This is a genomic window from Paraburkholderia sejongensis (assembly GCF_020880815.1).
In the GTDB taxonomy this organism is placed as follows: Bacteria; Pseudomonadota; Gammaproteobacteria; order Burkholderiales; family Burkholderiaceae; genus Paraburkholderia; species Paraburkholderia sejongensis.
Genome location: NZ_JAJITD010000005.1, coordinates 22,777 through 48,795 on the forward strand (window position 1 = coordinate 22,777; position 26,019 = coordinate 48,795).

Below are 26,019 nucleotides of genomic sequence, written 5' to 3' on the forward strand. Positions count from 1 at the left end.
GCGCGCATCGTCGTTTTTTCGCGCTGCGCCGCACGAGCGGCGCACTGACGTCTTAAAATAACGTTCCGGCGCGGCGTCGCGCCCCGTTTCCAGCGAGTGAGATCGAGATGAGCACGAAAGTTTTTGTCGACGGACAGGAAGGCACCACCGGCCTGAAGATTTTTGAATACCTGTCGAAGCGCGCCGACGTTGAAATCCTGCGTATCGAAGAAGCGAAGCGCAAGGACCTCGACGAGCGCCGTCGTCTCATCAACGCGTCGGACGTCACGTTCCTGTGCCTGCCCGATGTCGCGTCGCGCGAATCCGCGTCGCTCGTCGAGAACGAGCGCACCGTGCTGATCGACGCGAGCACCGCATTCCGTACCGCGGCCGACTGGGCCTACGGCCTGCCGGAACTGGCGCGCGCGCAACGCGAGCGTCTGCGCAGCGCGAAACGCATCGCGGTGCCGGGCTGCCACGCGTCGGCGTTCGTGCTGGCGATGCGCCCGCTCGTCGAAGCCGGCGTCGTCGCGCCCGAGTTCGCCGCGCACGCATACTCGATCACCGGTTACAGCGGCGGCGGCAAGAAGATGATCGCCGACTACGAAGCCGGCGGTAACGGCAAGCTGAAGAGCCCGCGTCCGTATGCGCTCGGCCTGACCCACAAGCATCTGCCGGAAATGGCCGCGCATACGGGCTTGACGTCGGCGCCGATCTTCACGCCGATCGTCGGCGACTTCTACAAGGGTCTGGCGGTCACCACCTACTTCTCGCCGAACCAGCTGGCCAAGAAGGCGACGCCGCAAGACGTGCAGGCGCTGTTCGCCGAGTACTACGCGGGCGAAGCATTCGTGCACGTCGCGCCGTTCGATGCGGACGCCAATCTCGACAACGGCTTCTTCGACGTGCAGGCGAACAACGACACCAACCGCGTCGACCTGTTCGTATTCGGCAACGAAGAGCGCTTCGTCACCGTCGCGCGGCTGGACAACCTCGGCAAGGGCGCATCGGGCGCGGCGATCCAGTGTATGAATCTGGCGATCGGCGCGGCCGAAGAAACCGGCTTGAAACGCTAAGCGCGTCACATCGCGAACGGTCATCCGCACTCTCCGTTCGCCACTCCCGTCGAAAAGCCGGTCTGCAAAGACCGGCTTTTCTGTTTTAAAACACCCCGCATCCAATTCGCTTGACACCCCTTGTCGGTAGTAGCCCGAATTACTTTAAATATTAAAACCGGACTATTCACCGCATTCCGGTAATTCGTGCCCGCAATTGCCGCGCAATGCATTGTTTTCCGCCTGGGGAAACACCTGATTTTTTTGCGAACGGTCGTGCCAGGATGATAGAGCCTTTTGCCGCGACGCTTGCCCAGCAAGGCGATGCGGCGAAACAACGGCACCGCCTTCAGCTCGAAAAAAGCTTTTGCGTTTAAAAGGACGGCAACTGTCCGTGCCATGCGCGCGCAATGAAAATCACGCTGTTTGAATCAGCCTTTTTAGACGGCTCATTCAATTGACAGCAAATAAACGCACAGCAAAATGACTCCGCACAATTACACGAAGGGAGACAGCAGCATGTCGCACGCGATGACACGCGGCCTGGCAATGGCGATTGCCGCAGCGCCGATCCTGATTGCTTGCGGAGGCGGCAAAGCTGGCGATCCGAGCCCGGTCACGCCGACGCAATGTTCGGGCGTGAGTTGCGGCCCGCAAGGCGCGCCGGCCTCGAGCGCGACGACGGCCACGCTGTGTCCCGCTACCGCCGATATCGTCAAAAGCAAGTACCTCGGCGGCGCCGGCAGCGGCGAAGTCGTGCAGCTGAACATCGACGCCACCGCGATGACCTACACGCTGAAGTGGCTCGAGTCGCCGATTCCGCTGACCAGCGCCAGCGTGTCCGTCACCCGCAAGGGCACGCAGATCGCCGGCCCGGTGATCCACCCGCCGGCCGGGATGCTGCCGACCGACGAACAGACGCGCTGCGCGTTCATCCTCGGCGCGGGCAGCGGCACCGCGTCGAACGGCACGACCTATACGACGCCCAGCTTCGTGAACAACCCGAATCCACCGATGGTGCTGGTCGGCAAGGGCGTGGCGGGCGGCGGCATACCCGGCGCGACGGTCGAATACGCGGGCATCAACCTCGTCGTGACGACGCTCGGCGCGGTCACCAAACGGCACTTCGACTTCTATCCGTTCCTCGGCTTCGCGAGCACGACCACCGACCTGTCGCGGCTGCCCGGCACCTACAACGCGCTGCTGTACCACCTGTCGCCGACCGCGAACTACGAAACGATCGCGACCAACGCGGTCGAGACCTTCGACGCGAGCGGCAACTGCACGTCGTCGAGCTCGACCGGCTGCCTGTCGACCGGCAAACCGCTGACGCTCAACAGCAACGGCTACTTCGACAGCAGCACACCGCCGCAGATCGTGCCCGGCACCGGCGCCGCCGCCAACCCGCTGCGCACCGGCAATTTCGGCACCGCGCACATGATCCTCGGCCAGCTGAACGGCGCGACGGTCCCGCTGGTGGTGCGCACCGGCCTCGCCAATCCGGACACGCTGCAGGTCGACGACGAATCCGGCATCGCGATGCTCGCCGCGGCGACGCCGCTCGCATCGGGCGGCTTCGACGGCGGCTACGTCGGCGCGGATTCGAACTTCAAGTACACGGCGACGCTGGTGCAGGGCGCGGCCGCGACCTTCATCAATCCCTCGACGTCGGCCCCGGAAAGCACGGTCGGCCTCGGCTACGGCGCGTCGACCCCGGGACTCGTCAACGTGCTCGACGGCAACGGCCACACCGGTCTCGCGATCGCATCGGGCGGCCTGTACGCGACCGTGATCCAGGGCAGCGAAAACGGCGGCATCGCGTCGACCTCGGCCAACCCGGATACGCCGAGCGCGCCGTACTTCGGGATCGGCGCGCAGATCAGCAAGTAAGCCGCAAACAGGCGGCACATCAAGGGCAAAGGACCGGCCGCGCGCAACGCACGGCCGCCCCGCTCGCGGCGGGACTCCGCGGTGGGACAGATCAGGCAGAAGGCGGCCGGACGCGGAGCCGGCCCCATACAACGACAACATTGGGAGGCGGTATGAATTGGAGAATCGTTTCGGTGCTGGCGCTGTCCGCACCGTTGGGGGCGTGCGGCGGTGGCGGCGGCAGTGACAACGGCGCCGGACCGATGACCGAGACGCGGCTGTGCCCTTCGGCGCTCGACTACAACACGGTCTTCACCGGCGGCGGCGGCGACGGTGAGCTCGTCAAGCTGCGGCTCGATACGAGCAAGATGACCTGGCAGATCAGCTACATCGAGTCGCCGATTCCGGCGACCGCCGGCACCGTGATGCCGACCCGCGCGGGGCAGACCGCGAGCGGCACGCTGAGCCAGGAAACGCTGCTGCCGACCAACAAGCTCAATCAATGCGCGTTCCGCCTGAACGGCGCAAGCCTCGATTCGAGCCGGCCGGCGCGAATTTTCGTCGGCGAAGGGGTTGCAGGCGGCACGATCCCGGGCGCCGAAATCTCGTTCGGCGGGGTGCTCGGCGTCGGCGCGGTGCCCGACACTACGTTCCCGTACTACCCGTTCATCGGTTTCTCGTCGATTGAAACGAATCTCGCCAATGTCGCCGGCACCTACAACCAGGTCGGCTATCACCAGGTGCCGTCGCAGAAATTCGCGCCGGTCGCGGTCGATTCGAAGATCACGATCAACGCCGACGGCACGTGGAGCGAGTGCGACAACACCGGCGTCCATGCGGGCACCTGCCAGCAGCCGGGCGGCAACTTCAGCGCCGCCACCGACGGCAGCGGCGCATTCCAGACCAATAACTTCCTCGGCCAGGCCAAGCCGACGCTCGCGGCTACACCGAAAGCACGCGGCTACATGATCGTCGGCAAGCTGAAGAACCAGCTGGTGCCGATCCTCGTGCGCACCGGCGCGGCCAACTCTTCGGCGACCACCGCGGTCAACGGCGAAACGGGCCCGTACGCCGACGACGAATCGGGCATCTCGATCCTCGCGCCGCAGATCGCGACCACGGTGAACGCGCAGAACGGCGAGTACATCGGCGTCGACAGCCAGTTCGACTACCGGACCACCGCGCTCGAGGGCACCGAGGCGACGCTGCTCGATCCGTTCAACGCGTCGCAGGCATCGCTCGCGACCGCGCTGAACTTCGACTTCTCGCAGACCGTGCCGGGCGTCGTGACGACTTACAAGGTCGGCGCGTCCACCGGCACCAAGGCGACCGGCAAGATGATCTTCACCGGCGGCGTGTTCGGCTACCTCGACATGACCGACGCGTCATCGCCGTATTTCACGATCGGCGCCTTCGTCCAGTAATGGCCAACCGCGGCGGCGCCGGCCTGCCGGCCGCCGTCCGCACAGCGGTTGCCGCGTTGCGCTGCGCTGCCCTCGCTGGGCGCTCAGCCGGCGACGCGGCGACCGCCGCCCCCCGAATATCCAGCGCGGCGGCCCGCCCGACGCGCGCCGCCGCCCGTCGCGCGACATGCCGGCCGGGCGTCTGAGGAGAAAACACGATGAAAAAACTCTGTCTCGCGATACTGGCGACGCTGTTGTCGGTCAGTGCGTACGCCCAGCGTGCGGGCGACAACGTCGCCGTGCTCGGCTGGTTCCACGTGATGCCGCAGGATTCGAGCACGCCGCTCACCACCCACGTCGCGCCGACGCCGATCAACACGCCGCTGCGGCTGCCGGATCAGTTCACGTCGGCGGGCACGGGTCTGTCGACCAATTCCGCGAACACGGTGGGCTTGGTATTCAGCCACTACCTGACCGACCATATCGCGGTCACCACCGTCGCCGGCATCCCGCCGACCTTCAAGATCTACGGTCACGGCACGATCAAGCCGCCGGGACCGGCCGGCGCGCTCGGCCAGCAGAACCTGGGCGACCCGCAGGCCAATCCGATCGTCAAGAGCGTGCGGCAGTGGAGCCCGGCGCTGATGTTCCAGTACTACTTCAACGAGCCGACCGCGAAGCTGCGGCCGTTTCTCGGCATCGGCGTGTCATATAACTGGTTCTCCGACATCCAGTTGAGCCCGAATTTCGTCAAAGCGACTCAGGAAAATCTCGGCGCGGTGCTCGCCGCGGGCGCGGGCAAGAGCGGAACGACGCAGGTGTCGGGGAAAGCGTCGTCATCGTGGGCACCGGTGTTCAACGCGGGGCTCGCGTACAACATCACCGATCACTGGGGGCTGGTGGCGTCGGTCACCTATATCCCGCTGAAGACGACCTCGTCGGTGATCATCAAGGCGGCGGACGGGACGGAGCTGGGTGTGTCGAAGGCGGATCTGAGCGCGAATCCGATCATTTCCTTCCTGGCGGTGTCGTACAAGTTCTGACGGCGCTGCCGCGCAACCCAGTGGCCCGGAATAGGGCAAAAAAAAAGCCCGCCTAGGTTGGCGGGCTGAATCCATATCAGAGGAGACATGGAGGAGACAAGAAGAACTATAGCAAACCGCTTGGTGCGACGCAACATGCAAATTAGGGTTGACCCTCAATGTTGCTTACATACAACGGTCATATTTCGTAGTGTCCGCCTGCTCCCCACCTCCCGCTGCCGGCGTGGTGCCTAGTGGCGCACCAGCGCCATCATTGCGCCGAAACCGACGAATACGCCGCCGGTCAGCCGGTTGAAAGCGCGCGCGACGCTGCGGCTCTTCAGCTTCGAGCCGATACGCGTGCCGAAGCCCCCGTAGACCAGATACCAGCTGACTTCGATCGCCGCAAAGGTCGCGACCAGCACGCCGAACTGCGGCAGCTTCGGCTCGCTCGCGTCGATGAACTGCGGCAGCAGCGCGGCCGCGAACAGAATCGCCTTCGGGTTGCTGCCGGCGACCAGAAAACCGTTGCGAAACAGCGCGAAGCGCGAGCGCGCGGGTTTCGCCGACTGTTCGTCGAGATTGTGCGCGGCGGCTTCATCGACCGGCGCGCGCCAGGCCTTGATACCGAGATAGACCAGATAAGCCGCGCCGATCAGGCGCAGCGCGTTGAACATCGTCGGCCACGCGGCCAGCAGCACGCCGAGCCCCGCCGCCGAGACCGCCAGCATCAGCACCAGCGCCGACAGGCAGCCCGCCATCGTCGCGCTGGCGCGGCGCAGGCCGTGCTGCGCGCCGTGCGTCATCACCAGCAGCATGTTGGGACCGGGAATCGCGGACACGACGAAGACGGTGGCGACGAACAGCCACCAGGTATGCAGAGTCATCGGAACTGGGGGAATGTAGAGAAATCGGGCGGCTATTATGCCTTGCCGCCCGACCCGGCCGGATACGCTCGCCCGCGCTCAGCGCTAAGCGGTTAGTGCTTAGCGCTTAGCGCCCAGCGCGCCGCGCCGCGACCTGGCCCAGCACCGCGAAGTCCTTCTCGCCGTCGCCGTGCGCGATCGCTTCGATCAGGCTGTCGCGCACCACGCTCGCGACCGGCATCGGCGTGGTCACCGCGTCGGCGGCGGCCAGCGCGAGGCGCACGTCCTTCAGGCCGAGGCGCGCCTTGAACAGCGCCGGTTCGAACTGCTGGTCGGCGATCAGCTTGCCGTAGCCCGCATACACCGGCCCCGGGAACAGGCCGCTGGTGATCACGTCGAGGAAGTCCTGCATCGCCAGACCGTGGCCGGTGACGAGCGCCGCGGCTTCGCCAAGCGTCTCGATCGCCGCGCCGAGCATGAAGTTCGCGCCGAGCTTTATCACGTTGGCCTGCTGCGGCAGCGAACCGATCCGCCAGGTTTTCTGGCCGATCACGTCGAACACCGGCTGGAGCCGGTCGATCGACTCGGCCGGCCCGCCCGCGACGATCGTCAGCTTGCCGGCCGCCGCGACATCCGGGCGGCCGAGCACCGGCGCGGCGACATAGTGAACGCCGCGCGACGCGTGCGCGGTCGCGAGTTCTTCGGCGAGCGCGACGGAAATCGTCGCCATGTTCGCGTGAATCAGACCGCGCGGCGCGTGCTCGAGCAGCGACGCGGTGATGACTTCGCGCAGTGCGGCATCGTCGGCCAGCATCGAGAACACGGCGTCGCCCGCAAACGCTTCGGCCGGCGTCGCGACGACCTGCGCGCCGAGTGCCGCCAGCGGCTGGGCCTTCTCCGGCGAGCGGTTCCACACGCGCACCTGGTGCCCGGCTTTCAGAATGTTTGCAACCATCGCGGCGCCCATCTCGCCGAGACCGATAAAACCGATGTCCATCTATCGCTCCGTCAACTAAAGAACCCGAAGTAAAGCACACTCATGCGACATGCGCAGGACAACGCGCAGCACGGACGGTGCGATACTGCCATGATGGTCACCGCGACTTTCCGCTTCTACGAGGAGCTGAACGACTTTCTCGCCCGCCAGTTGCGCCGGCGCGAGTTCGCCTGCGTGTGCGCGCGCGGGGCGACCACCAAGCACATGATAGAAGTGCTCGGGGTGCCGCATACCGAGGTCGAGCTGATTCTGGTGAACGGCGTGTCGGTCGGCTTCGATCAGCCGCTCGCGGACGGCGATCGCGTCGCCGTCTATCCGAAGTTCGAAGCGCTCGACATCCAGCCGCTTCTGCGCGTACGCGAGCGGCCGCTGCGGGTGTTGCGCTTCATCGCCGACGCGCATCTCGGCGGCCTTGCGCCGCTGCTGCGGCTGGCCGGCTTCGATACGCTGTACGACAACCACTACCCCGATGCCGACATCGAAGCGCTCGCCGCCTCGCAACAGCGCATCGTGCTGACACGCGACCGCGAACTGCTCAAACGCCGCAATATCACGCACGGCTGCTACGTGCGCGCGCTGCGTCCGCGCGAGCAATTGCGCGAAGTGTTCGAACGGCTCGATCTGGCGCGCAGCGCGCAACCGTTCCGGCTTTGTCTGATGTGCAATGTGCCGCTGCGGCGCATCGCCCGCGAGGAAGCGGGGCCGCGGGTGCCGCACGGCGTGTTGCAGCGGCATAGCCGCTTCGTCACCTGCGACGTATGCCAGCGGATCTTCTGGGAAGGTACGCATTGGCAGAGGATGCGCGCGTTAATGGACAGCGTGTCGGCACCGCCGGCCGAGCGCGCGGACTAACATCGGCGCACTCATGACTCGCTCGCCTGGCGCTCACCCGCGCCCACCCCGCACTCGCGATGCGCACCGCGCCAGGCCGCATGGCGCCACGGCTTGCGCGGCTGCGTACAATGCTGGCTTATTTACCTCGCAGAGGCCTTCCAGATGGCGATGAAAAAAACCGACCTTGAAAAGAACAAGGCGCTGAAACTGAACAACGCAATGAAGCAGGCGGGTGCGAACCGCGCCGGCAAGGGCACCGCGACCGCACCGGTCGCCGACCGGCGCGAACAGCGCAAGCTCGATCAGGCGCAAGGCCTCGTCGCGTTTGCGTGCAAGCTCAACGGCGAACTCGTGAACGAACTGAAGACGCGCGCGGCCACCCATCCGGACGGGCTGAACGGTCTGCTGGACGAAGTAATCCGGCGCGGACTGGCAGGCTGATCGTCCGGGTCGAGCGTGACATAAGCGGCGTAAAACGCGCCGCGGATGCAAAAAGGCCAGAGCGAAAGCTCTGGCCTTTTTGCTGGCAATCCGGTTTATCACCGGCTGCCGCGGGCGGCGAACCGCACGACGCAAGTAACCGCTACGTCGCGTAGCGACGAGCGTGCGTCGGCTTAGTTTGCCGCGCCCTTGTCGTTCGTGCCTGCTGCCGAAGCTGCTGCTGCCACCGGCGCGCGCTTGCCGTGGGTCTTCAGCTGCTTGACGTGGTGCTTCTTCGGTGCGCTAGCAGCAGCGGCAGCCGGCGCAGCAGCTGCGTCCGATGCCTGTGCGAAAGCCTGAACGGAAACCAGCGCGAACGAAGCGGCTGCGAGCGAGACGATGACTTTTTTCATGTGTTGATCCCCAAACCTGACGACTAAGTCGAATGTGAATTGAAAACAACTGCACGGTAGAGCAGGCTGCGAGATGCCTTCGGCTCCCCGCGGGAGAGTATTACCCAAGCGTAGGCGGTTTGTCATGCGTAAAACTCGATATGTATTTTCCGGGAGACACCGTGCTTTCAGCGCGCTTTCAGTTATTCAGTATTCCCTGCCAGGGACAATACCTAGACCGCTGACAGCGGCTTGCGTCGGGCGTTACCGCGGATGCCCGACACCGCGCTGACGCCGCGCGGCGTGCGTGGCGGTCGCCCGGCCCGCGTATCATGTGAGCGGCTGCTTACCGGCAGCGCGCCGTGTGCCGACGTTGCGTGTCTCACCGGCGCGATCCACCGCTCAAGACCACAACAACACCTTGAATCCCGATACCCGCCAACACCTGCGCGCCAACGCGCTGATGCTGATCGCCGCGCTGATCTGGGGCTCCGCGTTTGTCGCGCAGCGCCTGAGTCTCGATGCGATCGGCCCGTTTCTATTCACCGGTCTGCGCTTTCTGCTCGGCGCGCTGGTCGTGCTGACGATGATCGTCTGCGTGCGACGCTCCGCGCTCGCGGAACTCACGAAGCGCGAACCGGCCGGCGCGCGCGAACTGCTCGGCGCGGGCGCGCTGCTCGGCGTCGTGCTGGCGGTGTCGATTTCATTGCAGCAGATCGGCCTGCAATACACAAAGGTCGCCAACGCGGGCTTCATCAGCTCGCTCTACGTGGTGATCGTGCCGCTGCTCGGCGTGCTGTTGCGCCATAAGACCGGTCCCGGCACATGGCTCGGCGCGGTGCTCGCGGCGCTCGGCATGTACTTCCTGAGCGTCGACGAACATTTCTCGATGCTGTACGGCGACTGGTTCCAGCTGGCCGGCGCGCTGGCGATTTCTCTGCAAATGATGCTGGTCGGCCGCTTCGCCGCGCGCCACGACACCCTGATGCTCGCGCTCGTGCAGTTCGTGACCTGCGGGCTCGTCTGTCTGGTGATCGGTCTCGCGCTCGAACCGCTCAGTGTCGCGGTGATCGTGCGCGCGGCGCCGACGATCGTTTACGGCGGAGCGTTGTCGGTCGGTGTCGCGTATACGATCCAGGTGGTCGCGCAGCGCTATGCGGCGCCGTCGCACGCGGCGGTGATCTTCAGCATGGAAGGCGTGTTCGCGGCGCTCGCCGGCTGGCTGGTGCTCGGCGAAACCTTGACGGCGCGCGCACTGTTCGGCTGTGCGCTGATGCTCGCCGGTTTGATCGTGTGTCAGGTGTTGCCCGGCTGGAAACGCAGCCGGGAGCGCGTGTCGAAGACGGCTTGAGCGTGTGGCGCGCGTCGTTCGTCGTTGCGTTCGCCACTGTTGATCCCGGCGCCGCTGCGGTGCGCCGGCTATGCCGCGCGTGGATGCGCGAACAGATTGCGGGTGTCGGCGGTCGGCGGAAACACGCACCAGCAGCCGTCGTCGTGGCGGAAGAAAAACAGTCCGCGGCGGCCCTCCCGTGGTGACGTCTCGACTCGCACGTAGCGTCGCCCACCCATTCGCGTGCGGCTGAATTCAGTCACGTGAACCGGCTCGGATGGCGACGGCGCGAGCCACTTCTCCACCAGAAACCGCAACGAGCGTTCGCTTGCGGCTCTCATGACCGGCTCCGGAACAGCTTGTCGCGATAGGCGTCGCGGGTGGACTCGGTGTTGTCGTCATCGGCGGCGGCGAGGTCTTCGTCGGCCTCGGCGCTTGCCAGCGCTATCGCCCGGTTAGTCGCGGCGGCCCGCAACGTACTGCAATGGGCCGCATGCCGAAGATCCGAAAGAAGCCGGACTAGCTGTCGTGCTGATCTGCGTTTCATACATCCCCCCGCACTGCACCAAGAACCTCACAAAGCACTTTAACTCTATGCCTGTTTTGGCCGTTGGCTAAACGGATTTAGCGAAATAGCAACAGTTGCGTTTGCAAAAAGTAAGCACGCAATCTTTGTTCCGTGTTCTTACTATGCGCGCGGCGTTAACCGGATTCTGTGCGTTAACGAGCGCTTCGCGACCCGCGAATCGTCTGCTCCGCCGCTTTGGGATAAGCGTTGCGAGGGCCAGGTTATCCACAGCGACCTCTGTACAACTCGGGGATAGCACGGCGAATAGCCTGTGTGCGGAATCTTGATAAGAGCAGGGGCCGGTTAACGTGCTTTCAAAGTTATCCCGGCCATGTAGTTTTTCTACAGCCGTGTTCCGCACGGTTATCGTTTCCGCATCGTGTTGATGTAAGACGGGATTTGGGAGTTATCCACAGAAACGAGTGCCCTTTGTTAACTACTACTATGTATGTATACGTTTTAAGTAAACACCATAAGGTAAACGTCGCTGCGTGGGGTTAACGGCTGAACAGTGATTGATCAGCCCAAACACATTCGATGTCCGTGTTGGTTTACCGGTTTACGGAACGCGGGTCGCGCCGCTCGCCGGATCGGCCGCGGCAGCCTGGCCGATCGGGTCCAGGAGTTGGTTAACGGGAGCGGGTGCGGTGGGCTGCGTTGGGGTGAGCGTCGGCGGTTCAGTTGCCACGGATGTGGTGATCTGGACCGGCGCTGGTGATGTGATCTGCGCTGCGGCGGGTGTCGATGATTGAGTTGCCGCGGGTGCTGCGATCTGCGCAGGGATTGTTTGCGTCGGCTGGCTCACTGCGGGCGCAGTTACATGCTCTGGCGCTGCGGCCTGAACCGGTGCGCTCATTTGAGCCGGGCCTCCGGCTGGCACTGCCGCCGGCGCGCTCTGCGTGACCGGCATCTCGGCGGGAATTGTCGTGAGCTGCAGCGGCGTCGCGACCTGCATCGGCAGCGTGCGCGTTTCGATCGCGCTGCTCGTCACCGGCTGCGTGCGCACGACGGTCTGCAGATAGTGATCGACGAGCCCGAAGAACCGTTCATAGAACTTGCCCGACGGAATCGTCTCGCTCGAAATTTTCACCATCGCATCGCTATTCGAGCGGATCGGCAGCGACAGCGAACCGAGCACGCTGAGCCCGACGCTCGCCGACGTATCGCTCTTCTTCAGCGCAAAGCCGTTTTGCACCGCATTCACATACACGATGCTGCTGCTGGCCGCCTCTTCCCCGGGCGTACAGACCACATGAAATTCGACGACCACGTGGGTGTCGCTAGTCGGCTGGAAATTTTTCGTGCCGTCGACGGAATCGGGACGCGACATCGTCGTCAGATAGCCCTGGCTCAGCAGCGCGCGACGCGCGGCTTCGCAGCTATCGATGGTGTTCGAATTGAAATTGCGCGCATACGGACTCGCGCCGGTCTCGAACATCTCCTGAGTGAATTTCGGTTGCGGCGTGCTGCTGCATGCCGCGAGCGCCAGCAGGCCGAATACGGCCGCGGCGGTGGATCGGGAAAACGGGATCTGCATGGTCGATGGCAAGAAGCGCGCGTCGTCAGCGCGAATGGGAATGCATTGTAGAGCGGCGCTGTGAACGTGCGTAAAAAGGGTGCAACGTCAGGCCGGTGTCGCATTACGGCGCATGACAAGGGCGGCACCGGGCGAACTCGCCGGCGCGGAGGCACGGGCCTGTCTTCGGGAAAATGCGCGATGGACCGCGCGAGCGCGATCGGCGGACCAGGTGAACGCGATTATTTCGACGCGCTGCGCGGCGAGCCTGAGGTCGAGGCCGATACGGAACCCGACGACGCCGCGAGCGCGGCCGACGGCGCCCGTGCGCCGCTCGCCGCCGCATTACCGGCGGGCGTGGCCGGCACGCTGAACGCGTCAGCCCACGGATTGGCGTCGTCGCATCGATCTGCTTCACACGACGCCGCCTGGCCGCTGCCGGCTTGCGCTTTGTCCTGAGGCACGGCGATCGCCGAGAAATCCTCGACGCGCAACGTAACCTTCTGCGCATATGCCTTCGAGCCGCCGTAACTTTTCAGCGCAGCGTTCAGATCGCCGTTGGCCGAGCGCATGTAGCCGTACAGGATCGCGGAGCCGGCTTCGATGTTGGCGCCCGGCTCGGTCAGATCCTTCACGTTGCGCAGAAGTCCGCGATGCGCTTGCGGCACGACCTGCATCAGCCCGGTCGCGCCGTTGGCGCCGTGGGCTTTTTCCTTGAAGCGGGATTCGATCGAGATGATGGCGAGCAGCAGCGCCGGCGGGAGGGAGTATTTGGAAGCGGCGGATTGCACCGCGTCGGAGATCTTTTGAGCTTTGTCTTTGTTGAGCCCGAACTTGTGCGTGAGATACGCCGAAATCCGGTCGCTGTTTTCGTCGGCTGCGGCAGTTTGCGCGAGGCCGAGCGACAGCACGATCAGGCAAAGTAACCGGCTCATGGCGGGGCGGAAGGTAACAAAGACCTGCGCATTATAGCGCCGGCATCAGGGCTGTCATCGGACCATCACAATTTTTGTCTTTTAAATCAAGGTTGAACGAAAGGCTCGCGGCTGGGCAGGCGAGTTTTCGACTGAACCGGTGGCTCACGCAAACAGGCCGCAAAAGGTTCGCATGCGCGCCCGCCAGCGCTGCAAGCTGGTTCTTCTAAAAATTGCACGGTTATGCTGTTAGTTGCGTTTGACGGAAAAACCGTCCCGCCGCCCTGTCCTCTCATCGAATCGCGTCGATCCGCGGACCGCATGCAGGCGTCGTGCTTTGCATGGATTTGCGACAATGCAGGTCGCCCGCCTGTCGCGGGCTTCCTGGAGGCCCGAGTTTCGGCCCACCCCAGACGAACCAACCAGCGATGTTTTCACGGATGAGCAAGACCGCGTTTATTCCCAGCGTCCCCGGGACGACGGAGGACGACTTCGAGATTTCGGCGAGCGCGAAAATGACCGGCTACCGACGCTTCTTCGGCGTATTGAAGGTGGTACGCACGACCGACGGCCGCGTGCTGTTTCCGTTCGACGGCGCCCCCGAACTCGGCCCGCACGAGAGTCGGCTCGAAGCGACCGCGGCCGCGCAGGTGTACGGCGAACATATCGTCGAGAGTGATCTGGCGCGGCCGGAGTTATAGGCTTAAAAGAGACGCGCCGCGCTGGTCACGAAGTCGCGGCGCCACCGCGCCAGGGCTTACCACGCGTGCCAGGACAGCGGCCATCACAGCGACAACCTCAGGAGCGAACCATGCGAGCCATCAGCGGTTGGGGCCAAGCAGGACGAACGCTGGGCGCGCTGGGCTGCGCGACCCTCCTCGCCGGCGGCGTCTTCCCTCAGACCGGTTTCGCGCAGAGCGAACCTGTGTCCGCCGCGGCCGTGCAGGCGGCGCTGCGGCAGGCCGACGTCGTACACATGCAAGTACGCGTCGTCGCAATCGATCCCGCCCACAACAACGTCACGTTGCGCAGCCCGCACGGCCAGCTCGCCGATGTCGACGTGAATCCTGCGATAGCCGATATCAGCCGGCTGCGGGTCGGCGACCGGCTGAACGTCGCGTATCAGCAGGCGCTGCTAATGCACGTCGACAAACTCGCGGCGCGAGGCGTGCGCGAGCGCGTCGAAACGACGGTCGCACTGCCGGCTTCGGGGGGCAGCGCGTCGTCCGTGCATCGGGTGCGGGTCGTCGCGACCGTTGTCCACATCGATCGCGATAAGCGCCTGCTGACGTTGCGCGGCCCGAAGCATCAACAGGTGCTGCACGCGGCGCGTGAGATCCCGCTCGCCGACCTGCGCGTCGGCGATAGCGTGCGCGCGGAGTTCGTGTCGGCGGTTGCGGTCGCGCTCGCGAAAGAGTGATCGATTGCTTGACCCCGTTCAGTGCATCGCCGTTTTCCCAACCGGCTGCGCATCGCTGTCGTTCAGCGTGTTCAGAAACGCGATCACATCGCGGATATCCCCTTCCGACCACACCGGTTTGCCGCCCTTGTGATTGGTCAGCGGAGCAGTACGGCGATCGACGTTGTTCTGATACTTCACGGGCAGATCGTCGAACGGCTGCTTGCCGCCGGGATGCGGATACCACTTCTGCGGGTTGGTGTCGCGCTGCACGTAGAAGCGCAGCGACTCTTCCAGCGTGTGGAAGCGCCCGTTGTGGAAGAACACCTTGCGCGTGCTGACGTTGCGCAACGTCGGTGTCCTGAACATTCCGCAGTACCAAGCGGTGTCGGACTTGTCGGTTCGCAGCGGCCCGCACAGCCCCATGTCGTAGTACTTCGGATCCGCATTGGCCGGAATTTCCGGATTGCGCGGCACCCCGAGCGTCTGGAAGTTGTAGTCGGTCAGCACCGGGTGCGCGCCGGCCGCGCCCTTCTCGACCAGATGGCAGGACGCGCAGTTGCCGCGCTCCGGATCGACGAACAGCGCAAAGCCGCGTGCTTCCTGGGTGGTGAACCGCGCCTTGCCGTCGAGCACCTGGTCGAACTTGCTGTCGAACGGCTGAAAGCTCGGGTCATCGAACTGGAAGCGTTCGAGCGCCTTGCCGAGCGCCGCGAGCGCGTCGGCCGGACGCGCGAAGATGTCCTCGCCGAATACCTCGCGAAAACGCACCGCATAGGCGGTTTTGCTCAGGCGGGCGGTAACGTCCGCGGCGTTCGCATTGGCCATCTCGTCCGGATTGAGCAGCGGAAACGCGGCCTGGTCGGCCGGGCGGTCGAAACGGCCATCCCACCCGTAGCCGCCGGACGGCTGATTGTCGCCGTCTTCGAGACGTTCCTTGAAGCTGCTCGCGTACGTGTGCGTCCAGATCGGCACGCGCCGCAGATAGCGCAGCGACGGCACCGCGCGGGTGCCGTAGTGCTTCAGGTCGGCGCCGCCCAGTTGCACCGCGAGCCCGTTCGGCGGACCGTACGCATGCTCGGGGCTATGACAGCTCGCGCACGAAAGTTTGCCCGAGGCGGATAACGACGGATCGAAAAACGCCAGCTTGCCGAGTTGCGCCATGTCCTTGCTGGAAAGCGCCGCCGCTGGCTTCGGCGCGGGCGCCGCAACGGTCGCGGCGCCCGCCGTGTTCAGGGGAGCGTCCTGCTGGCCACATGCCGTGAGGAACACGCTTGCAATGAAAAAAAGGGCCGCCCCCCGGGCGGTCCCTTTCGAACAGTTAAAAAACATCTGTGTTTATTGGGTGAAGATGTCGGACCCGAAGGTCACGAGTTTCGAGTCGTCCGCATATCCCAGGTATTCCGGAATACCGAAGCGGTCTTCCAGGCTCTTGAGCAGCGAGTAGTGGTTGTAGCCGGTGGTGCTGGTCGTGCCCGCCTTGATGAACGGCGACAGCAGCACAGCGCCCGTGCGGTCACCGCCGACGCCGTCATAGTGCATACCGATCTGGATCGTCTTCACCGTCGACGGCAGCGACGAAGCGTTGATGCCGAGAGTCGATGCGTACGCGATCGGCAGAGTCGACATGATCTGATCTTCCGGACGCTTGACGTTCGGGCCGGTCTGCTGGTTGCAGCACGACTCGCCGGTCAGGTTGATCGTCAGATTCATCTGCGTGTAGGCCGAGTTGAACGTCGAGGTCATCGGCGAGCTGGCCGCGTTCGACTCGTCGAAGTTGATGATGATCAGGCCGTCCTGCTTGTAGGCCGCCGATGCCTGGATGAGCGGAATCCACTTCTTCAGGAACGCATCGATCGAGGTCAGGCCGCCGGCCGCGCCGCTCTTGCAGCCCTTGCCCGCCGCGCCGGTACCGTCGCCGTCGTGGCCGTCGTCGCACAGGTTCGGCGTGATGAACACGAAGTTCGGCGTGGTATCGAGCGACTTCAGGTCGTTCTCGAGGTTGTCGTCCAGGTTCACGACGTGCTGGTCGCAGTAGTCGATGTCGTCGATGATCGAGTGGAAGTACACGAACGGGTTGTGACGGGTCGCGTACGCATCGGCCTTCACGTCGCCCGATGCCGAGCTCGCCTGAGCGGACTGGGTGCCGTCGACCGCCTTCGCCGGATCCTTGCCGGCCAGCTTCGCGGTACGGGCGGGGAAGCTGCAGGTCCTGGTGCCGTCGCGGTTCAGGTCGTTGCCCATGTCGCCCATGTAGCCCTTCCACGTCAGCTTCGCGTTATCGAGCTGGTTCGGGAACGTCTTCACGCGCGCCGGGAACACGCAGCCGCCGCCGGCGTGACCGTTCGCGTCGGTGCCGGCCTTCAGGATCTTCGGGTTGGCGCTGTCGTTGCCGGCATCGACGACATCCGACCAGAGGCTGAAGCAGTCGGTTTCGGTATCGACCGTGGACGGCTGGCCGCTCATCATCGAAATGTAGTTATCCAGACTGACGTGGCCGGTGCCGTAGTAGTTGGTCAGCAGCGCGCCTTGCGGCGCGAGCGACTTCAGATACGGGTCCTGGCTGCTGGCAGCGGCGGTTGTGCCGAAGGATTCTTCGTAGTTCTTGTTTTCGAGCGTGATCACGAACACGTGACGAATGCTCTTTGCACCGACGACGGTCTTGATGTAGTTGTCGCTGGCGGTCTTCACGGCCGCGAGGCTGCTGTCGGTGTTGAAGTCGGCGAGCAGCTTGTCGGTCGACACGCCGCCGAACTTCGTCGCCAAGGTGGTCTTCGCGTCGCTTAGCGTCGCGCCGCCGGCCACCAGTTGAGCGAGCTGCGTGGTGATCGCGCTGACGCTGCCGGTCGCGCCGTTCGGGGCGAGGAAGAATGCGCCGTTGCCAAACTTGGTGCCCATGTCGTTGCCGTTGGCATCGTTCTCGCGGGCGTTGGTCAGATCCGCGACGATGTTTTTCCACGCGCCGCCGCTCTTGTCGCCGATCGAGAATTTGCCCTTCGCATCGCTGACTGCCGACGGTTCGTCGCTGTCGCACTTGCCGTTGTCGTTCAGGTCGAGACAGACCTTGGCGTTCTGAATGTAGCTGCCGAGCACCTGGCCGGCCACTTGCGGGGTTTTGTCGACGGAAGCCTGCGGGGTGCTATCCACGCTGTCTCCACAGGCGGCGAGACCAGCCGCCAGACCGATCGCGGTCAGCAGGGCAAAGGTGCCCTTGCGCCACATCGGGTTCTTGTTTTTGTTCGAAGAAGTCACTTGCGCTCCAGTCGCGTGCGAGCGGAGTTGCGCCCTCACGCATCCCCTGCCCGTTTTGTTAGGTGTATTACATCGGGGTAGGAGAGTAAGGCGGGGGTGTGACAGGGGTGTTACAGGGGTGTCGGCGGAGATGGGGGAAGTTTGAAGGGGATGCGGGAAGTGGTGATGCGAGGAAGCCGCGGGCGCGTACCCATTACGTCCTGAAAGCAGAACGCCGTCACAATCCGTCGCCGCCATACGAAACCCATGCGCGCCTTGTCGTACGACCGCGGCAAACTTTCTGGTTTCTTCCTCATGTAATCGGGAACGACGGTCTCATCGACCTTCTTTATATCCTTCAGCGGGGCGTCAGGCGCATCAAATGACCAAGCCTCCCAATGACCGGGGCCCTTCGGAGCGCCCTGACTGACAAGCCTTAGCACATGTAGCACCCTATCTACCGGATTCCAGCATATCGACCTGTATCGGACGTTGTCTCCATCCCGTTCGCGTTGAAAAAGCGCAAACCGATACAACCCTTTCGGCCATTCCTCGTACGGTAGCTGCAGTTGCTCGAGCATCGTCGTATCGGCTACTCGAGGTCGAAGCCGCGAGACGGCGCCGAGCTCTTCAAGTCCACGCTTAGCCATGTTGCCTCTCCCCTTGGAATTGCAATTTACAGTTGGCAGTTGCGTCTGACCAGCTCTAGCCTTTTGTCCGTCCTCAAAGGGTAGTCGTGGTCTATTTCAAGGAAGCCGTAGACGACTGCCGCTGTGAATCGGTGGTAGGCCGCGTCCGAGCTGATGCCCATGTTGCGCGATACCCTAAGCATCACTGCATCGAGGCTTCCCCGATTGCTGCTTCGAAGAACAACCGGCGCAAACAGGCGAGCTGCATTTACGAGGGATGGAAGGTCCTGCTCGCGTGCAATGTTGTAGAGATAGCGCAGATTGACGAACTCGGTCATCGGGACGGCGTTGCCGCGGAGAAGCTCCCACGTCCAGCGGTTCGTATAACCAGATGGTCACGCGTACGCGCTGGAACGGCCGAAACAACGAAACCTATTCGGAGAATATTCGGCGCTCGTGTTCGTCGTGCGGCGGCGGTGGTCGGGTTGTGTGCACGACTTGCGGCGGCTCCGGTAAGCAGACTTGTCGAGCGTGCTCGGGGCACGGATTTTTCACCGACATTTCCAACGTGCGTTCCGTTGCCACGCCGTGGTGGCACGTTCCCAGGCACAGTGGACTCGCTGCGGAAGCACTCGTCGCGGCACTGGAACGTAGAGGCACAGAGACTGCGCGGGAACTGGTACCTTTTAACCTTGCGGGTACTGAATATAACGAAAGCGATAACTGGGTTGTGCGCTACACCGGTACGGCTGATGTCGTAGAGCTCGGCCTTGATGTCGCCGAAACTCCGTATGCTGTGGCTGCCGTCGGCGTGAATGTCATCCCAATCAAGACTCCGCCGATTTTCGACCAGCTTCTACGCGGCGAATTGAAGGACATCGCTGCGACACTGGGGAATGGGAAAGACGGCCGTTCCAATATCCGCCGACAGGCGAAACGGCTCTATGCCGTCTTCCGAAGTGTTCCTGTGCTCGACAAAGCTATGCGGAGTGTTGCCAAGCTCGACAAAGAATCGAGGTCGAATCCTGCGCCAGTCGTGGTTCGTGTTGCAGAAGGCTTCATATCGGCCCAGTCTGCGGAGACCTTCGGTATAGTGTTCCTTCATACCCTCGACAAGGTCTCGCCCGCGAACTCTTGGGTCGCCTGGGCATTGGTCGCGTTGCTTCCCATCCTTGCGGCGTTTGTCTCGGCTGCCAACAACTTCCTTACATTCTCTCCGACACACCCATGGCAGGCCCTGCTGCCGCTTTGCTTTGGTATGGGGTTCGCCGGCGCTGTCATGGTCGTCGTTTCGCCAGTTGGTTGGGCATTGAGCGCCACAGTTAGCTCGCTACTGCGGCTCAAGGTACCGGCTGAATATCGGCAGCGCGGTCGTAACTGGGCACCTCTCAAAACCGCTTGCCTCGTGACGATGTCAGCGTCCTTCACCGGGGCACTCTACGGAGCCGCCGGCGCGATGCATTGGGCTCCGCCCATTACCAGTGCGACAACGCCTATTGCAAGTTATGCGGTCGCTCACACGGCCCAAGAAGGTGGCGTCAACCGGTTCTTCGCGAAATTCTTGCCATCGCGGCAGGCAGATGCAGCGCCCGTTGTCGAGTCGCCCCTAGATTCGCGCCGCGAAGTGCAGCGATTTCTAATAGCACACGGCTATCTTCGCGGGCAGGCAGATGGAACGCTTGGAACGCGTACTAACGCAGCAATTTTGAAGTATGAACGGCATGAGAAGCTTAGTGCCTCGACTCCAATACCCGAGCTTCTGGCGCACATGAAAACTGACACTGCCACCTCATCCGAGACGGTCGAGCCCGGCGGGCAGCTTCCCCCAGCCAACAAGATGGAAGCCGGATTGAAGCCGGCAGGAATTGAACGGCCGGTTGCGCTGCAGAGCATTAAAGCAAACAATCCCGTAGTCGCGCCCCAGGCGACGCACAACGCTCCCAGCGTTCCGTGCAGTCAGGACGGAACGTATTTTGGCAGCAATGTTTGCAATGACGCCCTCTTGTCGAGCACATACCAGCGGGAACTGCAGGCATACGAGGCAGCGCAGAGTCGGCTCGGTCACGTCGACAATGGACTTCGCATCGAGCAGGAACGCTGGATGGACGCGGTCACGCACAGTTGCGGGGATGCGCAATGTCTGACAACAGCATTCGAAAAACGAGCCGCGGATTTGAATGCACGGTATCGTGGAGGCTAGTGGAAATACTTGCGAGTCGCGAGGCGCTCCGTAATCGAACTATCGAATGGACCTTTGGATTCAGCCTTGCGAAAAGTGCGCCGCCCTTCATGGCGAATCGGCGGCAGGACCTCCGCATCAAGACCTTGTGCTCAGTGGCGTCGGGACGGTTGAAGATTCGCAGCGGGAGGAGCACTACACATGCGCGCGATGCAGCGGAGCGTTTGCTCGCATACTTGCTGGGCCGTCGACAGGCCAGGTTTGGTTGTTGCTGAACGCAGGGCGGTATTGAAGAAATGCCCACCAACCGCTGATGTGCACAAGTAAGGGGGCCGTCGGACCGCGTGCTGGCGAGGCAGCGACGCCAACGCGTCGCCCATTCCAACTACCGTTCCGTCGTCACCTCATGCCGAAGTTATCCGCAGACCACCGACCCCGAACCCGTCTTGTCCAAGCCCGCCGCCTGCTGGCAATCGCGCAGACCGGGCTCCACTACGCTACCAGTGACTTCGACAGGGAACGCTACGAGGAGATTGCGGGAATCGCTCACAACCAGATTGCCGAGCTTGCGTCGATGGAAACTGGCAAGGTCGCTGAGCTTTTCTCATTAGAATCAGGCTACGCGAATCCGAAGCTTGACGTCAGATGTGCAATCTTTGACGAAGTCGGTCGCATTCTGCTTGTCCGCGAGGCTGCCGACGGACTGTGGTCAATCCCGGGTGGTTGGGCCAACGTAGGTTTGTCGCCTGCCGAGAATGCAGCGAAGGAAGCCCGCGAGGAAAGCGGATATACGGTGCGTATCGAACGTCTGCTAGCGGTCTGGGACATGAATAAGCATGCCCATCCGCCGTCCACGTTTCACATCTGGAAGTTAGTGTTCCTTGGCGCGACGGAGAAAGCAGGAGCGATAATCGGCTCGGAGACGGATAGCGTTAATTTTTTCAGTCTAGAAGACCTTCCTTCACTATCGCTTGGGCGCATACTGCCCGAACAGATTGGAAGGTTAGTCGAGCTATATCGTGCCGGGAGTGTGGACTTCGACTAGCACGGCTACCATCGCCACGGCTCGTCTTGTCGCGAAAGCTGACGGGAAAATCATGGTTCTCGCCCTATAACAGATTGCGAACGAAATCACTACGCTGGCGTTTCGCTAATTTTCGCCTTGGGCGATGCTGTCCGTCCGCTAGCTGCAGGCTAGGGCCGTTGACTTCCCGGACAAGCAGCTTCGGTTGAACGCCAGTTACAGAGCCAAGGCTTGGCTTCTCTCCGAAAGTCGTCAGGCACGTTTCGCTCTGCCAGCCCTCGCGCGACGAGCTGCGCGCGCTGTGGGCTGCGCATCGTTCCCCGCAGCGTCCAGGACGAAACTATCCCGCGTCTGATTCTTGAAATCGTCAGCCTTGGGAGTTCTCGGCGTCTTCGATACTGACGAGGACGCGCAGGAAGCAAGACTTGCGTGCGCGTGCACGTCGGTCGACTCGCAGGGTTAGCCTGACTTGGCTGCCTCATTGACCCGATACATAGGTCCGACACAACAGTGGTTTGCTCATGGCGTTGTCCTTCGCCGCAGGAAACCTATGCGCCCGCACACACGGTTTACTCGCGGCCAAAAGAGTTGGCCATGCAGCAAATAGACTTTTACGCCGCCGGAACCGGCTTCGCCAACGTAGGCGGGCGAGCCTGCGTCGAGGGCTCATGAGTTGACGTAGCATGCCGCCCGGCGCTGCAAGCTTGATGCGGATTTGTTGTTGTTCGCTCGACAGAATGCTCTGGCAAGCGCAAAAGAGGGGCGCTGGAAATGGCACCAGCGCCTTTTGGCAATAGTTCCGGTTGCGCCTTGTGCGACTCCCTCGGCGCCAACCCAGCGGAGGGACGGGGACGGCGCGATGATGCGGGGGTTGGAGGCAGGCGAAAGCAGCGGAGAGTGAACGCGCTGAAGAGGAAAAACCGGGGGCGGAGGCCCCGGTCCGGCCGCGCGACGGATTCATTCCGTTGCCGTTTTTCGGAATTTCCCGTCGAAATCGGGCGACTTTGGGCCCCGGAATTAGAAGCGTTTACCTTGCAAAAACAGTCGCTTGGACGCAGAAAAGAGCTTCCGAAGCGGGAGATGCGTTTACGCGTATACGCTTCTAATTCAATCGAGCAGGGCCTGTCAGCCGCCAACCCGATTCACTCCACCGTCACCGACTTCGCCAGATTCCGCGGCTTATCCACATCCGTCCCACGCGCACAAGCAGTGTGATAAGCGAGCAACTGCAACGGCACCACATGCAGGATCGGCGACAGCACGCCGTAATGCTCCGGCATCCGGATCACATGCAGCCCTTCGTCGTTGACGATCTTCGTATCCGCATCGGCGAACACATAAAGCTCGCCGCCGCGCGCGCGCACTTCCTGGATATTCGACTTGAGCTTCTCGAGCAGCGCATCGTTCGGCGCCACCGTCACGACCGGCATCGCCTCGGTGACAAGCGCCAACGGCCCATGCTTGAGCTCCCCAGCCGGATAAGCCTCGGCATGGATATACGAAATTTCCTTGAGCTTCAGCGCGCCTTCGAGCGCGATCGGATAGTGCATCCCGCGGCCGAGGAACAGCGCGTGTTCCTTGCGCGAAAACTCTTCCGACCAAGCGATGATCTGCGGCTCCAGCGCCAGCACGCTGTTGAGCGCAGCCGGCAGGTGCCGCAGCTGCTTCAGATAACCGGCTTCCTGCTCGTCGCTCAAGCGACCGCGCAGCTTCGCGAGCGTCGCGGCAAGCGTGAACAGCGCGACCAGCTGCGTGGTGAATGCCTTCGTCGACGCCACCCCGATCTCGCGACCGGCATGCGTGAGGAACGACAATTCAGTCTGCCGCACCATCGCACTGGTGCCGACATTGCAGATCGCGAGCGTGTGGCGATGGCCAAGCTCCTGCGCATGCTTGAGCGCCGCGAGCGTATCCGCGGTCTCACCCGACTGCGAAATCACCACGACGAGCGCCTTCGGATTCGGCACCGACTCGCGATACCGGTACTCGCTGGCAATCTCGACCTGGGTCGGAATCTTCGCAACCGATTCGAGCCAGTACTTCGCGGTCAAGCCCGAGTAGTAGCTGGTGCCGCAAGCCAGAATCAGCAGGCTGTCGATATCCGCGAACACTTCACCCGCGTTCATGCCGAACAGTGATGCGTCGAATGCATCGCTTTGCGGAATCGTGTCGGTGATCGCGCGCGGCTGCTCGAAGATTTCCTTCTGCATGAAGTGGCGATACGGGCCGAGTTCGACCGCGCCGCCGTACGCCGCGACCTGGCGCACTTCGCGTTGTGCTTCGTTGCCCTGACGATCGGCGATCCGCACGCCGTCGAGCGACAGTTCGCACACGTCGCCTTCCTCGAGGAAGATGAAACGTTCGGTGCTGCCCGCGAGCGCGAGCGCGTCCGACGCGAGGAAGTTCTCGCCATTGCCGAGCCCGACCACCAGCGGCGAACCCTGCCGCGCGCCGACCACGGTGTGCGGCTGGTCCTTATGCAGAACCGCGATCGCATACGCGCCGTGCAATTGCGCGATCGCCTCGCGCACCGCGGCGAACAGATCGCCGCGATACAGGCTGTGGATCAGGTGCGCGATAACCTCGGTGTCAGTCTGCGAGACGAACGTGTAACCCTTGCCGCGCAGCATTTCGCGCAGGGTTTCGTAATTCTCGATGATGCCGTTGTGTACCAACGCGAGCGCATCCTTCGAGAAGATCGGATGCGCGTTGTCGGTGATCGGCGCGCCGTGCGTCGCCCAGCGCGTATGCGCGATGCCGGTCACGCCTTCGAGGCGGCCGTCATGCACCTGCGCGTCGAGGTCGGCGACGCGCGCGACGCTGCGCGCGCGCTTGGGCCCTTCCGCGCCCAGCACGGCGACACCGCACGAGTCGTAGCCGCGATATTCGAGGCGCCGCAGTCCTTCGATCAGGACGGGAACGATATTACGTTGCGCAACCGCGCCGACGATGCCGCACATGGTTTATTCCTTTTCAAGAGCCGGGTTCGACGTGCGCGCCGCGCGCGCCCGCCATCCGCATCACGCCTTCTTTTTGACCGGGCGCACATAGCCCGTTTTGCTCGTTTGAGTCTTGTCGTTCAGGACCAGCGCGTCCGCCGCGACGTCCTTCCAGACCGTCGTGCCGGCCGCGATCGTCGCGCCGCGCTGCACCCGCACCGGCGCAACCAGTTGCGTGTCGGAGCCGACGAAGACGTCGTCCTCGATCACCGTGCGGAATTTGTTCGCGCCGTCGTAATTGCAGGTGATGGTGCCGGCGCCGATATTCACGCGCGCGCCGATGTCGGCGTCCCCGATATAGGTCAGGTGATTGGCCTTCGAGCCGTGGCCGAGCACCGCGTTTTTCACCTCGACGAAATTGCCGACGTGCGCTTCGTCTTGCAGCGCCGCGCCCGGCCGCAGCCGTGCATACGGTCCGAGCACGACGTGCGCGCCGACTTCGGCGCCTTCGATATGCGTGAACGCGTCGACCCGCGTGCCGGCGCCGAGCGTCGCGTTGCGGATCACGCAGTTCGGCCCGATGCTGACGTTGTCGGCGAGCGTCACGCGTCCTTCGAACACGCAGTTCACGTCGATCGACACATCGCGGCCGCATTCGAGCGTGCCGCGCACGTCGATACGGGCCGGGTCGGCGAGCGTCACGCCGGCGACCAGCAGCGCCTCGGCGACGTTGCCCTGATGGATCCGTTCGAGTTCGGCGAGCTGCTGCTTGCTGTTCACGCCGAGCGTTTCCCACTCGTCGTCCGGTTGTGTGGTGACGACTTCGAGGCCCGCTTCGATTGCCATCTCGACCGCGTCGGTCAGATAGAACTCGCCTTGCGCGTTGTCGTTTTTCAGCGCCGCGAGCCAGCCCGCGAGACGCGCGGTCGGCGCGACGATGATGCCGGTGTTGATCTCGGCGATCTTCAGCTGTTCGGGGCTCGCGTCCTTCTGCTCGACGATGCGCTGCACCTTGCCCTGCTGATCGCGCACGATCCGGCCGTAGCCGCTCGGGTCCGCGAGCGTGACGGTCAGCACGCCGTAGCCGTCACGGCCGGCGCTTTCGGTCAGCGCCCGCAGCGTGGCCGCGCGCGTGAGCGGCACGTCGCCGTACAGCACCAGGGTGGGGAGCGTGGGATCGAGCAGCGGCAGCGCCTGCTGCACTGCATGACCAGTGCCGAGCTGCTGCTCCTGCACCGCGAATTGAATATCGGGAGCGGCGACGGCCGTGCGCACCGCTTCGGCACCATGGCCGATTACAACGATGAGGCGCGCGGGCTTCAGCGCGCGAGCGGTGTCGATGACATGAGCAAGAAGGGGCCGGCCGGCGAGGGGATGGAGCACCTTGGGAAGCGCGGAACGCATGCGCTTGCCGGTACCCGCCGCCAAAATCACGATGTTCATGGCGTCGGCA

General features: G+C 63.4%; 24 protein-coding genes. 11 read left to right on the plus strand and 13 right to left on the minus strand.

Annotated elements, in window-relative coordinates:
• The first annotated feature begins 107 nt into the window (after positions 1–107).
• On the plus strand, positions 108–1,055 hold the full coding sequence (gene argC / locus LJ656_RS10965) for an N-acetyl-gamma-glutamyl-phosphate reductase (RefSeq protein ID WP_230509452.1): 948 nt from the start codon (positions 108–110) through the stop codon (positions 1,053–1,055).
• A gap of 20 nt (positions 1,056–1,075) precedes the next feature.
• Here argC and LJ656_RS10970 read toward each other — a convergent pair whose 3' ends face one another.
• Entirely contained in the window at positions 1,076–1,435 is a 360-nt protein-coding gene (locus LJ656_RS10970) for a hypothetical protein (RefSeq protein ID WP_230509453.1), read from the minus strand.
• Positions 1,436–1,553: 118 nt separating this feature from the next.
• On the opposite strand from LJ656_RS10970, the gene LJ656_RS10975 reads away from it, so the two are divergent.
• The 3 genes from LJ656_RS10975 to LJ656_RS10985 all read left to right on the plus strand — a co-directional run bounded on the left by LJ656_RS10975 (position 1,554) and on the right by LJ656_RS10985 (position 5,349).
• Positions 1,554–2,924 (plus strand): DUF2957 domain-containing protein, encoded by a 1,371-nt coding sequence (locus LJ656_RS10975; protein WP_230509793.1) that lies wholly within the window; start codon positions 1,554–1,556, stop codon positions 2,922–2,924.
• Between the two features lie 152 nt (positions 2,925–3,076).
• Positions 3,077–4,327: a DUF2957 domain-containing protein gene (locus tag LJ656_RS10980; RefSeq protein WP_230509454.1), complete on the plus strand. Its 1,251-nt coding sequence runs from the start codon at positions 3,077–3,079 to the stop codon at positions 4,325–4,327.
• A 197-nt stretch (positions 4,328–4,524) separates the two neighbouring features.
• The gene (locus tag LJ656_RS10985) at positions 4,525–5,349 is read left to right on the plus strand and encodes an OmpW/AlkL family protein (protein ID WP_230509455.1); all 825 of its coding nucleotides are present in this window, start codon (positions 4,525–4,527) and stop codon (positions 5,347–5,349) included.
• Positions 5,350–5,579: 230 nt separating this feature from the next.
• Here the strand turns inward: LJ656_RS10985 and LJ656_RS10990 are convergent, their stop codons facing one another.
• Positions 5,580–6,215 carry a LysE family translocator gene (locus LJ656_RS10990; RefSeq protein WP_230509456.1) on the minus strand — a complete coding sequence of 212 codons (636 nt, stop codon included), beginning with the start codon at positions 6,213–6,215 and terminating at the stop codon, positions 5,580–5,582.
• Between the two features lie 106 nt (positions 6,216–6,321).
• Positions 6,322–7,191 carry an NAD(P)-dependent oxidoreductase gene (locus LJ656_RS10995; protein ID WP_230509457.1) on the minus strand — a complete coding sequence of 290 codons (870 nt, stop codon included), beginning with the start codon at positions 7,189–7,191 and terminating at the stop codon, positions 6,322–6,324.
• 93 nt (positions 7,192–7,284) lie between these two features.
• Between LJ656_RS10995 and LJ656_RS11000 the strand changes: the two genes are divergently transcribed.
• Entirely contained in the window at positions 7,285–8,043 is a 759-nt protein-coding gene (locus LJ656_RS11000) for a Mut7-C ubiquitin/RNAse domain-containing protein (RefSeq protein WP_230509794.1), read from the plus strand.
• A 144-nt stretch (positions 8,044–8,187) separates the two neighbouring features.
• A complete protein-coding gene (locus tag LJ656_RS11005) occupies positions 8,188–8,466 on the plus strand; it encodes a hypothetical protein (protein ID WP_230509458.1) in 279 nt (92 codons plus the stop codon).
• 173 nt (positions 8,467–8,639) lie between these two features.
• Here the strand turns inward: LJ656_RS11005 and LJ656_RS11010 are convergent, their stop codons facing one another.
• Positions 8,640–8,858, minus strand: coding sequence for a hypothetical protein (locus tag LJ656_RS11010; RefSeq protein WP_230509459.1), 219 nt, complete (start codon positions 8,856–8,858; stop codon positions 8,640–8,642).
• Positions 8,859–9,258: 400 nt separating this feature from the next.
• On the opposite strand from LJ656_RS11010, the gene LJ656_RS11015 reads away from it, so the two are divergent.
• Positions 9,259–10,188 (plus strand): DMT family transporter, encoded by a 930-nt coding sequence (locus LJ656_RS11015; RefSeq protein WP_230509460.1) that lies wholly within the window; start codon positions 9,259–9,261, stop codon positions 10,186–10,188.
• 68 nt (positions 10,189–10,256) lie between these two features.
• On the opposite strand, the gene LJ656_RS11020 is transcribed toward LJ656_RS11015, so the two are convergent.
• From LJ656_RS11020 to LJ656_RS11035, 4 genes are all read right to left on the minus strand, one after another.
• Positions 10,257–10,508, minus strand: coding sequence for a hypothetical protein (locus LJ656_RS11020; RefSeq protein WP_230509461.1), 252 nt, complete (start codon positions 10,506–10,508; stop codon positions 10,257–10,259).
• Positions 10,505–10,714 carry a hypothetical protein gene (locus LJ656_RS11025; protein ID WP_230509462.1) on the minus strand — a complete coding sequence of 70 codons (210 nt, stop codon included), beginning with the start codon at positions 10,712–10,714 and terminating at the stop codon, positions 10,505–10,507. Before LJ656_RS11025 ends, LJ656_RS11020 begins: the two co-directional genes overlap by 4 nt.
• A gap of 580 nt (positions 10,715–11,294) precedes the next feature.
• Entirely contained in the window at positions 11,295–12,272 is a 978-nt protein-coding gene (locus tag LJ656_RS11030; RefSeq protein ID WP_425605929.1) for a DUF2242 domain-containing protein, read from the minus strand.
• A 221-nt stretch (positions 12,273–12,493) separates the two neighbouring features.
• Positions 12,494–13,186 (minus strand): lytic transglycosylase domain-containing protein, encoded by a 693-nt coding sequence (locus LJ656_RS11035; protein ID WP_230509464.1) that lies wholly within the window; start codon positions 13,184–13,186, stop codon positions 12,494–12,496.
• A 419-nt stretch (positions 13,187–13,605) separates the two neighbouring features.
• Here LJ656_RS11035 and LJ656_RS11040 point away from each other — a divergent pair, with 419 nt between their 5' ends.
• Both LJ656_RS11040 and LJ656_RS11045 read left to right on the plus strand, forming a co-directional pair.
• Positions 13,606–13,866: a DUF6723 family protein gene (locus LJ656_RS11040; RefSeq protein WP_230509465.1), complete on the plus strand. Its 261-nt coding sequence runs from the start codon at positions 13,606–13,608 to the stop codon at positions 13,864–13,866.
• Between the two features lie 110 nt (positions 13,867–13,976).
• The gene (locus LJ656_RS11045) at positions 13,977–14,585 is read left to right on the plus strand and encodes a hypothetical protein (RefSeq protein WP_230509466.1); all 609 of its coding nucleotides are present in this window, start codon (positions 13,977–13,979) and stop codon (positions 14,583–14,585) included.
• A gap of 18 nt (positions 14,586–14,603) precedes the next feature.
• On the opposite strand, the gene LJ656_RS11050 is transcribed toward LJ656_RS11045, so the two are convergent.
• From LJ656_RS11050 to LJ656_RS11060, 3 genes are all read right to left on the minus strand, one after another.
• Positions 14,604–15,728, minus strand: coding sequence for a cytochrome-c peroxidase (locus LJ656_RS11050; RefSeq protein ID WP_329958855.1), 1,125 nt, complete (start codon positions 15,726–15,728; stop codon positions 14,604–14,606).
• Between the two features lie 174 nt (positions 15,729–15,902).
• A complete protein-coding gene (locus tag LJ656_RS11055) occupies positions 15,903–17,816 on the minus strand; it encodes an alkaline phosphatase family protein (RefSeq protein WP_230509467.1) in 1,914 nt (637 codons plus the stop codon).
• Between the two features lie 655 nt (positions 17,817–18,471).
• Positions 18,472–18,762 carry a PDDEXK family nuclease gene (locus tag LJ656_RS11060; protein ID WP_230509468.1) on the minus strand — a complete coding sequence of 97 codons (291 nt, stop codon included), beginning with the start codon at positions 18,760–18,762 and terminating at the stop codon, positions 18,472–18,474.
• Between the two features lie 230 nt (positions 18,763–18,992).
• On the opposite strand from LJ656_RS11060, the gene LJ656_RS11065 reads away from it, so the two are divergent.
• Both LJ656_RS11065 and LJ656_RS11070 read left to right on the plus strand, forming a co-directional pair.
• Positions 18,993–20,624, plus strand: a complete 1,632-nt coding sequence (locus tag LJ656_RS11065) for a peptidoglycan-binding domain-containing protein (RefSeq protein ID WP_230509469.1) — start codon at positions 18,993–18,995, stop codon at positions 20,622–20,624.
• A 385-nt stretch (positions 20,625–21,009) separates the two neighbouring features.
• The gene (locus LJ656_RS11070; protein WP_230509470.1) at positions 21,010–21,648 is read left to right on the plus strand and encodes an NUDIX hydrolase; all 639 of its coding nucleotides are present in this window, start codon (positions 21,010–21,012) and stop codon (positions 21,646–21,648) included.
• 1,121 nt (positions 21,649–22,769) lie between these two features.
• On the opposite strand, the gene glmS is transcribed toward LJ656_RS11070, so the two are convergent.
• Complete coding sequence (glmS, locus tag LJ656_RS11075) at positions 22,770–24,587, minus strand: glutamine--fructose-6-phosphate transaminase (isomerizing) (protein WP_230509471.1); 1,818 nt, start codon at positions 24,585–24,587, stop codon at positions 22,770–22,772.
• Positions 24,588–24,647: 60 nt separating this feature from the next.
• Entirely contained in the window at positions 24,648–26,009 is a 1,362-nt protein-coding gene (glmU, locus tag LJ656_RS11080) for a bifunctional UDP-N-acetylglucosamine diphosphorylase/glucosamine-1-phosphate N-acetyltransferase GlmU (RefSeq protein WP_230509472.1), read from the minus strand.
• Positions 26,010–26,019: the final 10 nt, after the last annotated feature.

Coding starts and splice junctions, on each gene's coding strand:
- argC (WP_230509452.1), top strand. CDS start 108: ATGAGCACGAAAGTTTTTGTCGACGGACAGGAAGGCACCACCGGCCTG.
- LJ656_RS10970 (WP_230509453.1), bottom strand. CDS start 1,435: ATGGCACGGACAGTTGCCGTCCTTTTAAACGCAAAAGCTTTTTTCGAG.
- LJ656_RS10975 (WP_230509793.1), top strand. CDS start 1,554: ATGTCGCACGCGATGACACGCGGCCTGGCAATGGCGATTGCCGCAGCG.
- LJ656_RS10980 (WP_230509454.1), top strand. CDS start 3,077: ATGAATTGGAGAATCGTTTCGGTGCTGGCGCTGTCCGCACCGTTGGGG.
- LJ656_RS10985 (WP_230509455.1), top strand. CDS start 4,525: ATGAAAAAACTCTGTCTCGCGATACTGGCGACGCTGTTGTCGGTCAGT.
- LJ656_RS10990 (WP_230509456.1), bottom strand. CDS start 6,215: ATGACTCTGCATACCTGGTGGCTGTTCGTCGCCACCGTCTTCGTCGTG.
- LJ656_RS10995 (WP_230509457.1), bottom strand. CDS start 7,191: ATGGACATCGGTTTTATCGGTCTCGGCGAGATGGGCGCCGCGATGGTT.
- LJ656_RS11000 (WP_230509794.1), top strand. CDS start 7,285: ATGGTCACCGCGACTTTCCGCTTCTACGAGGAGCTGAACGACTTTCTC.
- LJ656_RS11005 (WP_230509458.1), top strand. CDS start 8,188: ATGGCGATGAAAAAAACCGACCTTGAAAAGAACAAGGCGCTGAAACTG.
- LJ656_RS11010 (WP_230509459.1), bottom strand. CDS start 8,858: ATGAAAAAAGTCATCGTCTCGCTCGCAGCCGCTTCGTTCGCGCTGGTT.
- LJ656_RS11020 (WP_230509461.1), bottom strand. CDS start 10,508: ATGAGAGCCGCAAGCGAACGCTCGTTGCGGTTTCTGGTGGAGAAGTGG.
- LJ656_RS11025 (WP_230509462.1), bottom strand. CDS start 10,714: ATGAAACGCAGATCAGCACGACAGCTAGTCCGGCTTCTTTCGGATCTT.
- LJ656_RS11030 (WP_425605929.1), bottom strand. CDS start 12,272: ATGCAGATCCCGTTTTCCCGATCCACCGCCGCGGCCGTATTCGGCCTG.
- LJ656_RS11035 (WP_230509464.1), bottom strand. CDS start 13,186: ATGAGCCGGTTACTTTGCCTGATCGTGCTGTCGCTCGGCCTCGCGCAA.
- LJ656_RS11040 (WP_230509465.1), top strand. CDS start 13,606: ATGAGCAAGACCGCGTTTATTCCCAGCGTCCCCGGGACGACGGAGGAC.
- LJ656_RS11045 (WP_230509466.1), top strand. CDS start 13,977: ATGCGAGCCATCAGCGGTTGGGGCCAAGCAGGACGAACGCTGGGCGCG.
- LJ656_RS11050 (WP_329958855.1), bottom strand. CDS start 15,728: ATGGCGCAACTCGGCAAGCTGGCGTTTTTCGATCCGTCGTTATCCGCC.
- LJ656_RS11060 (WP_230509468.1), bottom strand. CDS start 18,762: ATGACCGAGTTCGTCAATCTGCGCTATCTCTACAACATTGCACGCGAG.
- LJ656_RS11070 (WP_230509470.1), top strand. CDS start 21,010: ATGCCGAAGTTATCCGCAGACCACCGACCCCGAACCCGTCTTGTCCAA.
- glmS (WP_230509471.1), bottom strand. CDS start 24,587: ATGTGCGGCATCGTCGGCGCGGTTGCGCAACGTAATATCGTTCCCGTC.
- glmU (WP_230509472.1), bottom strand. CDS start 26,009: ATGAACATCGTGATTTTGGCGGCGGGTACCGGCAAGCGCATGCGTTCC.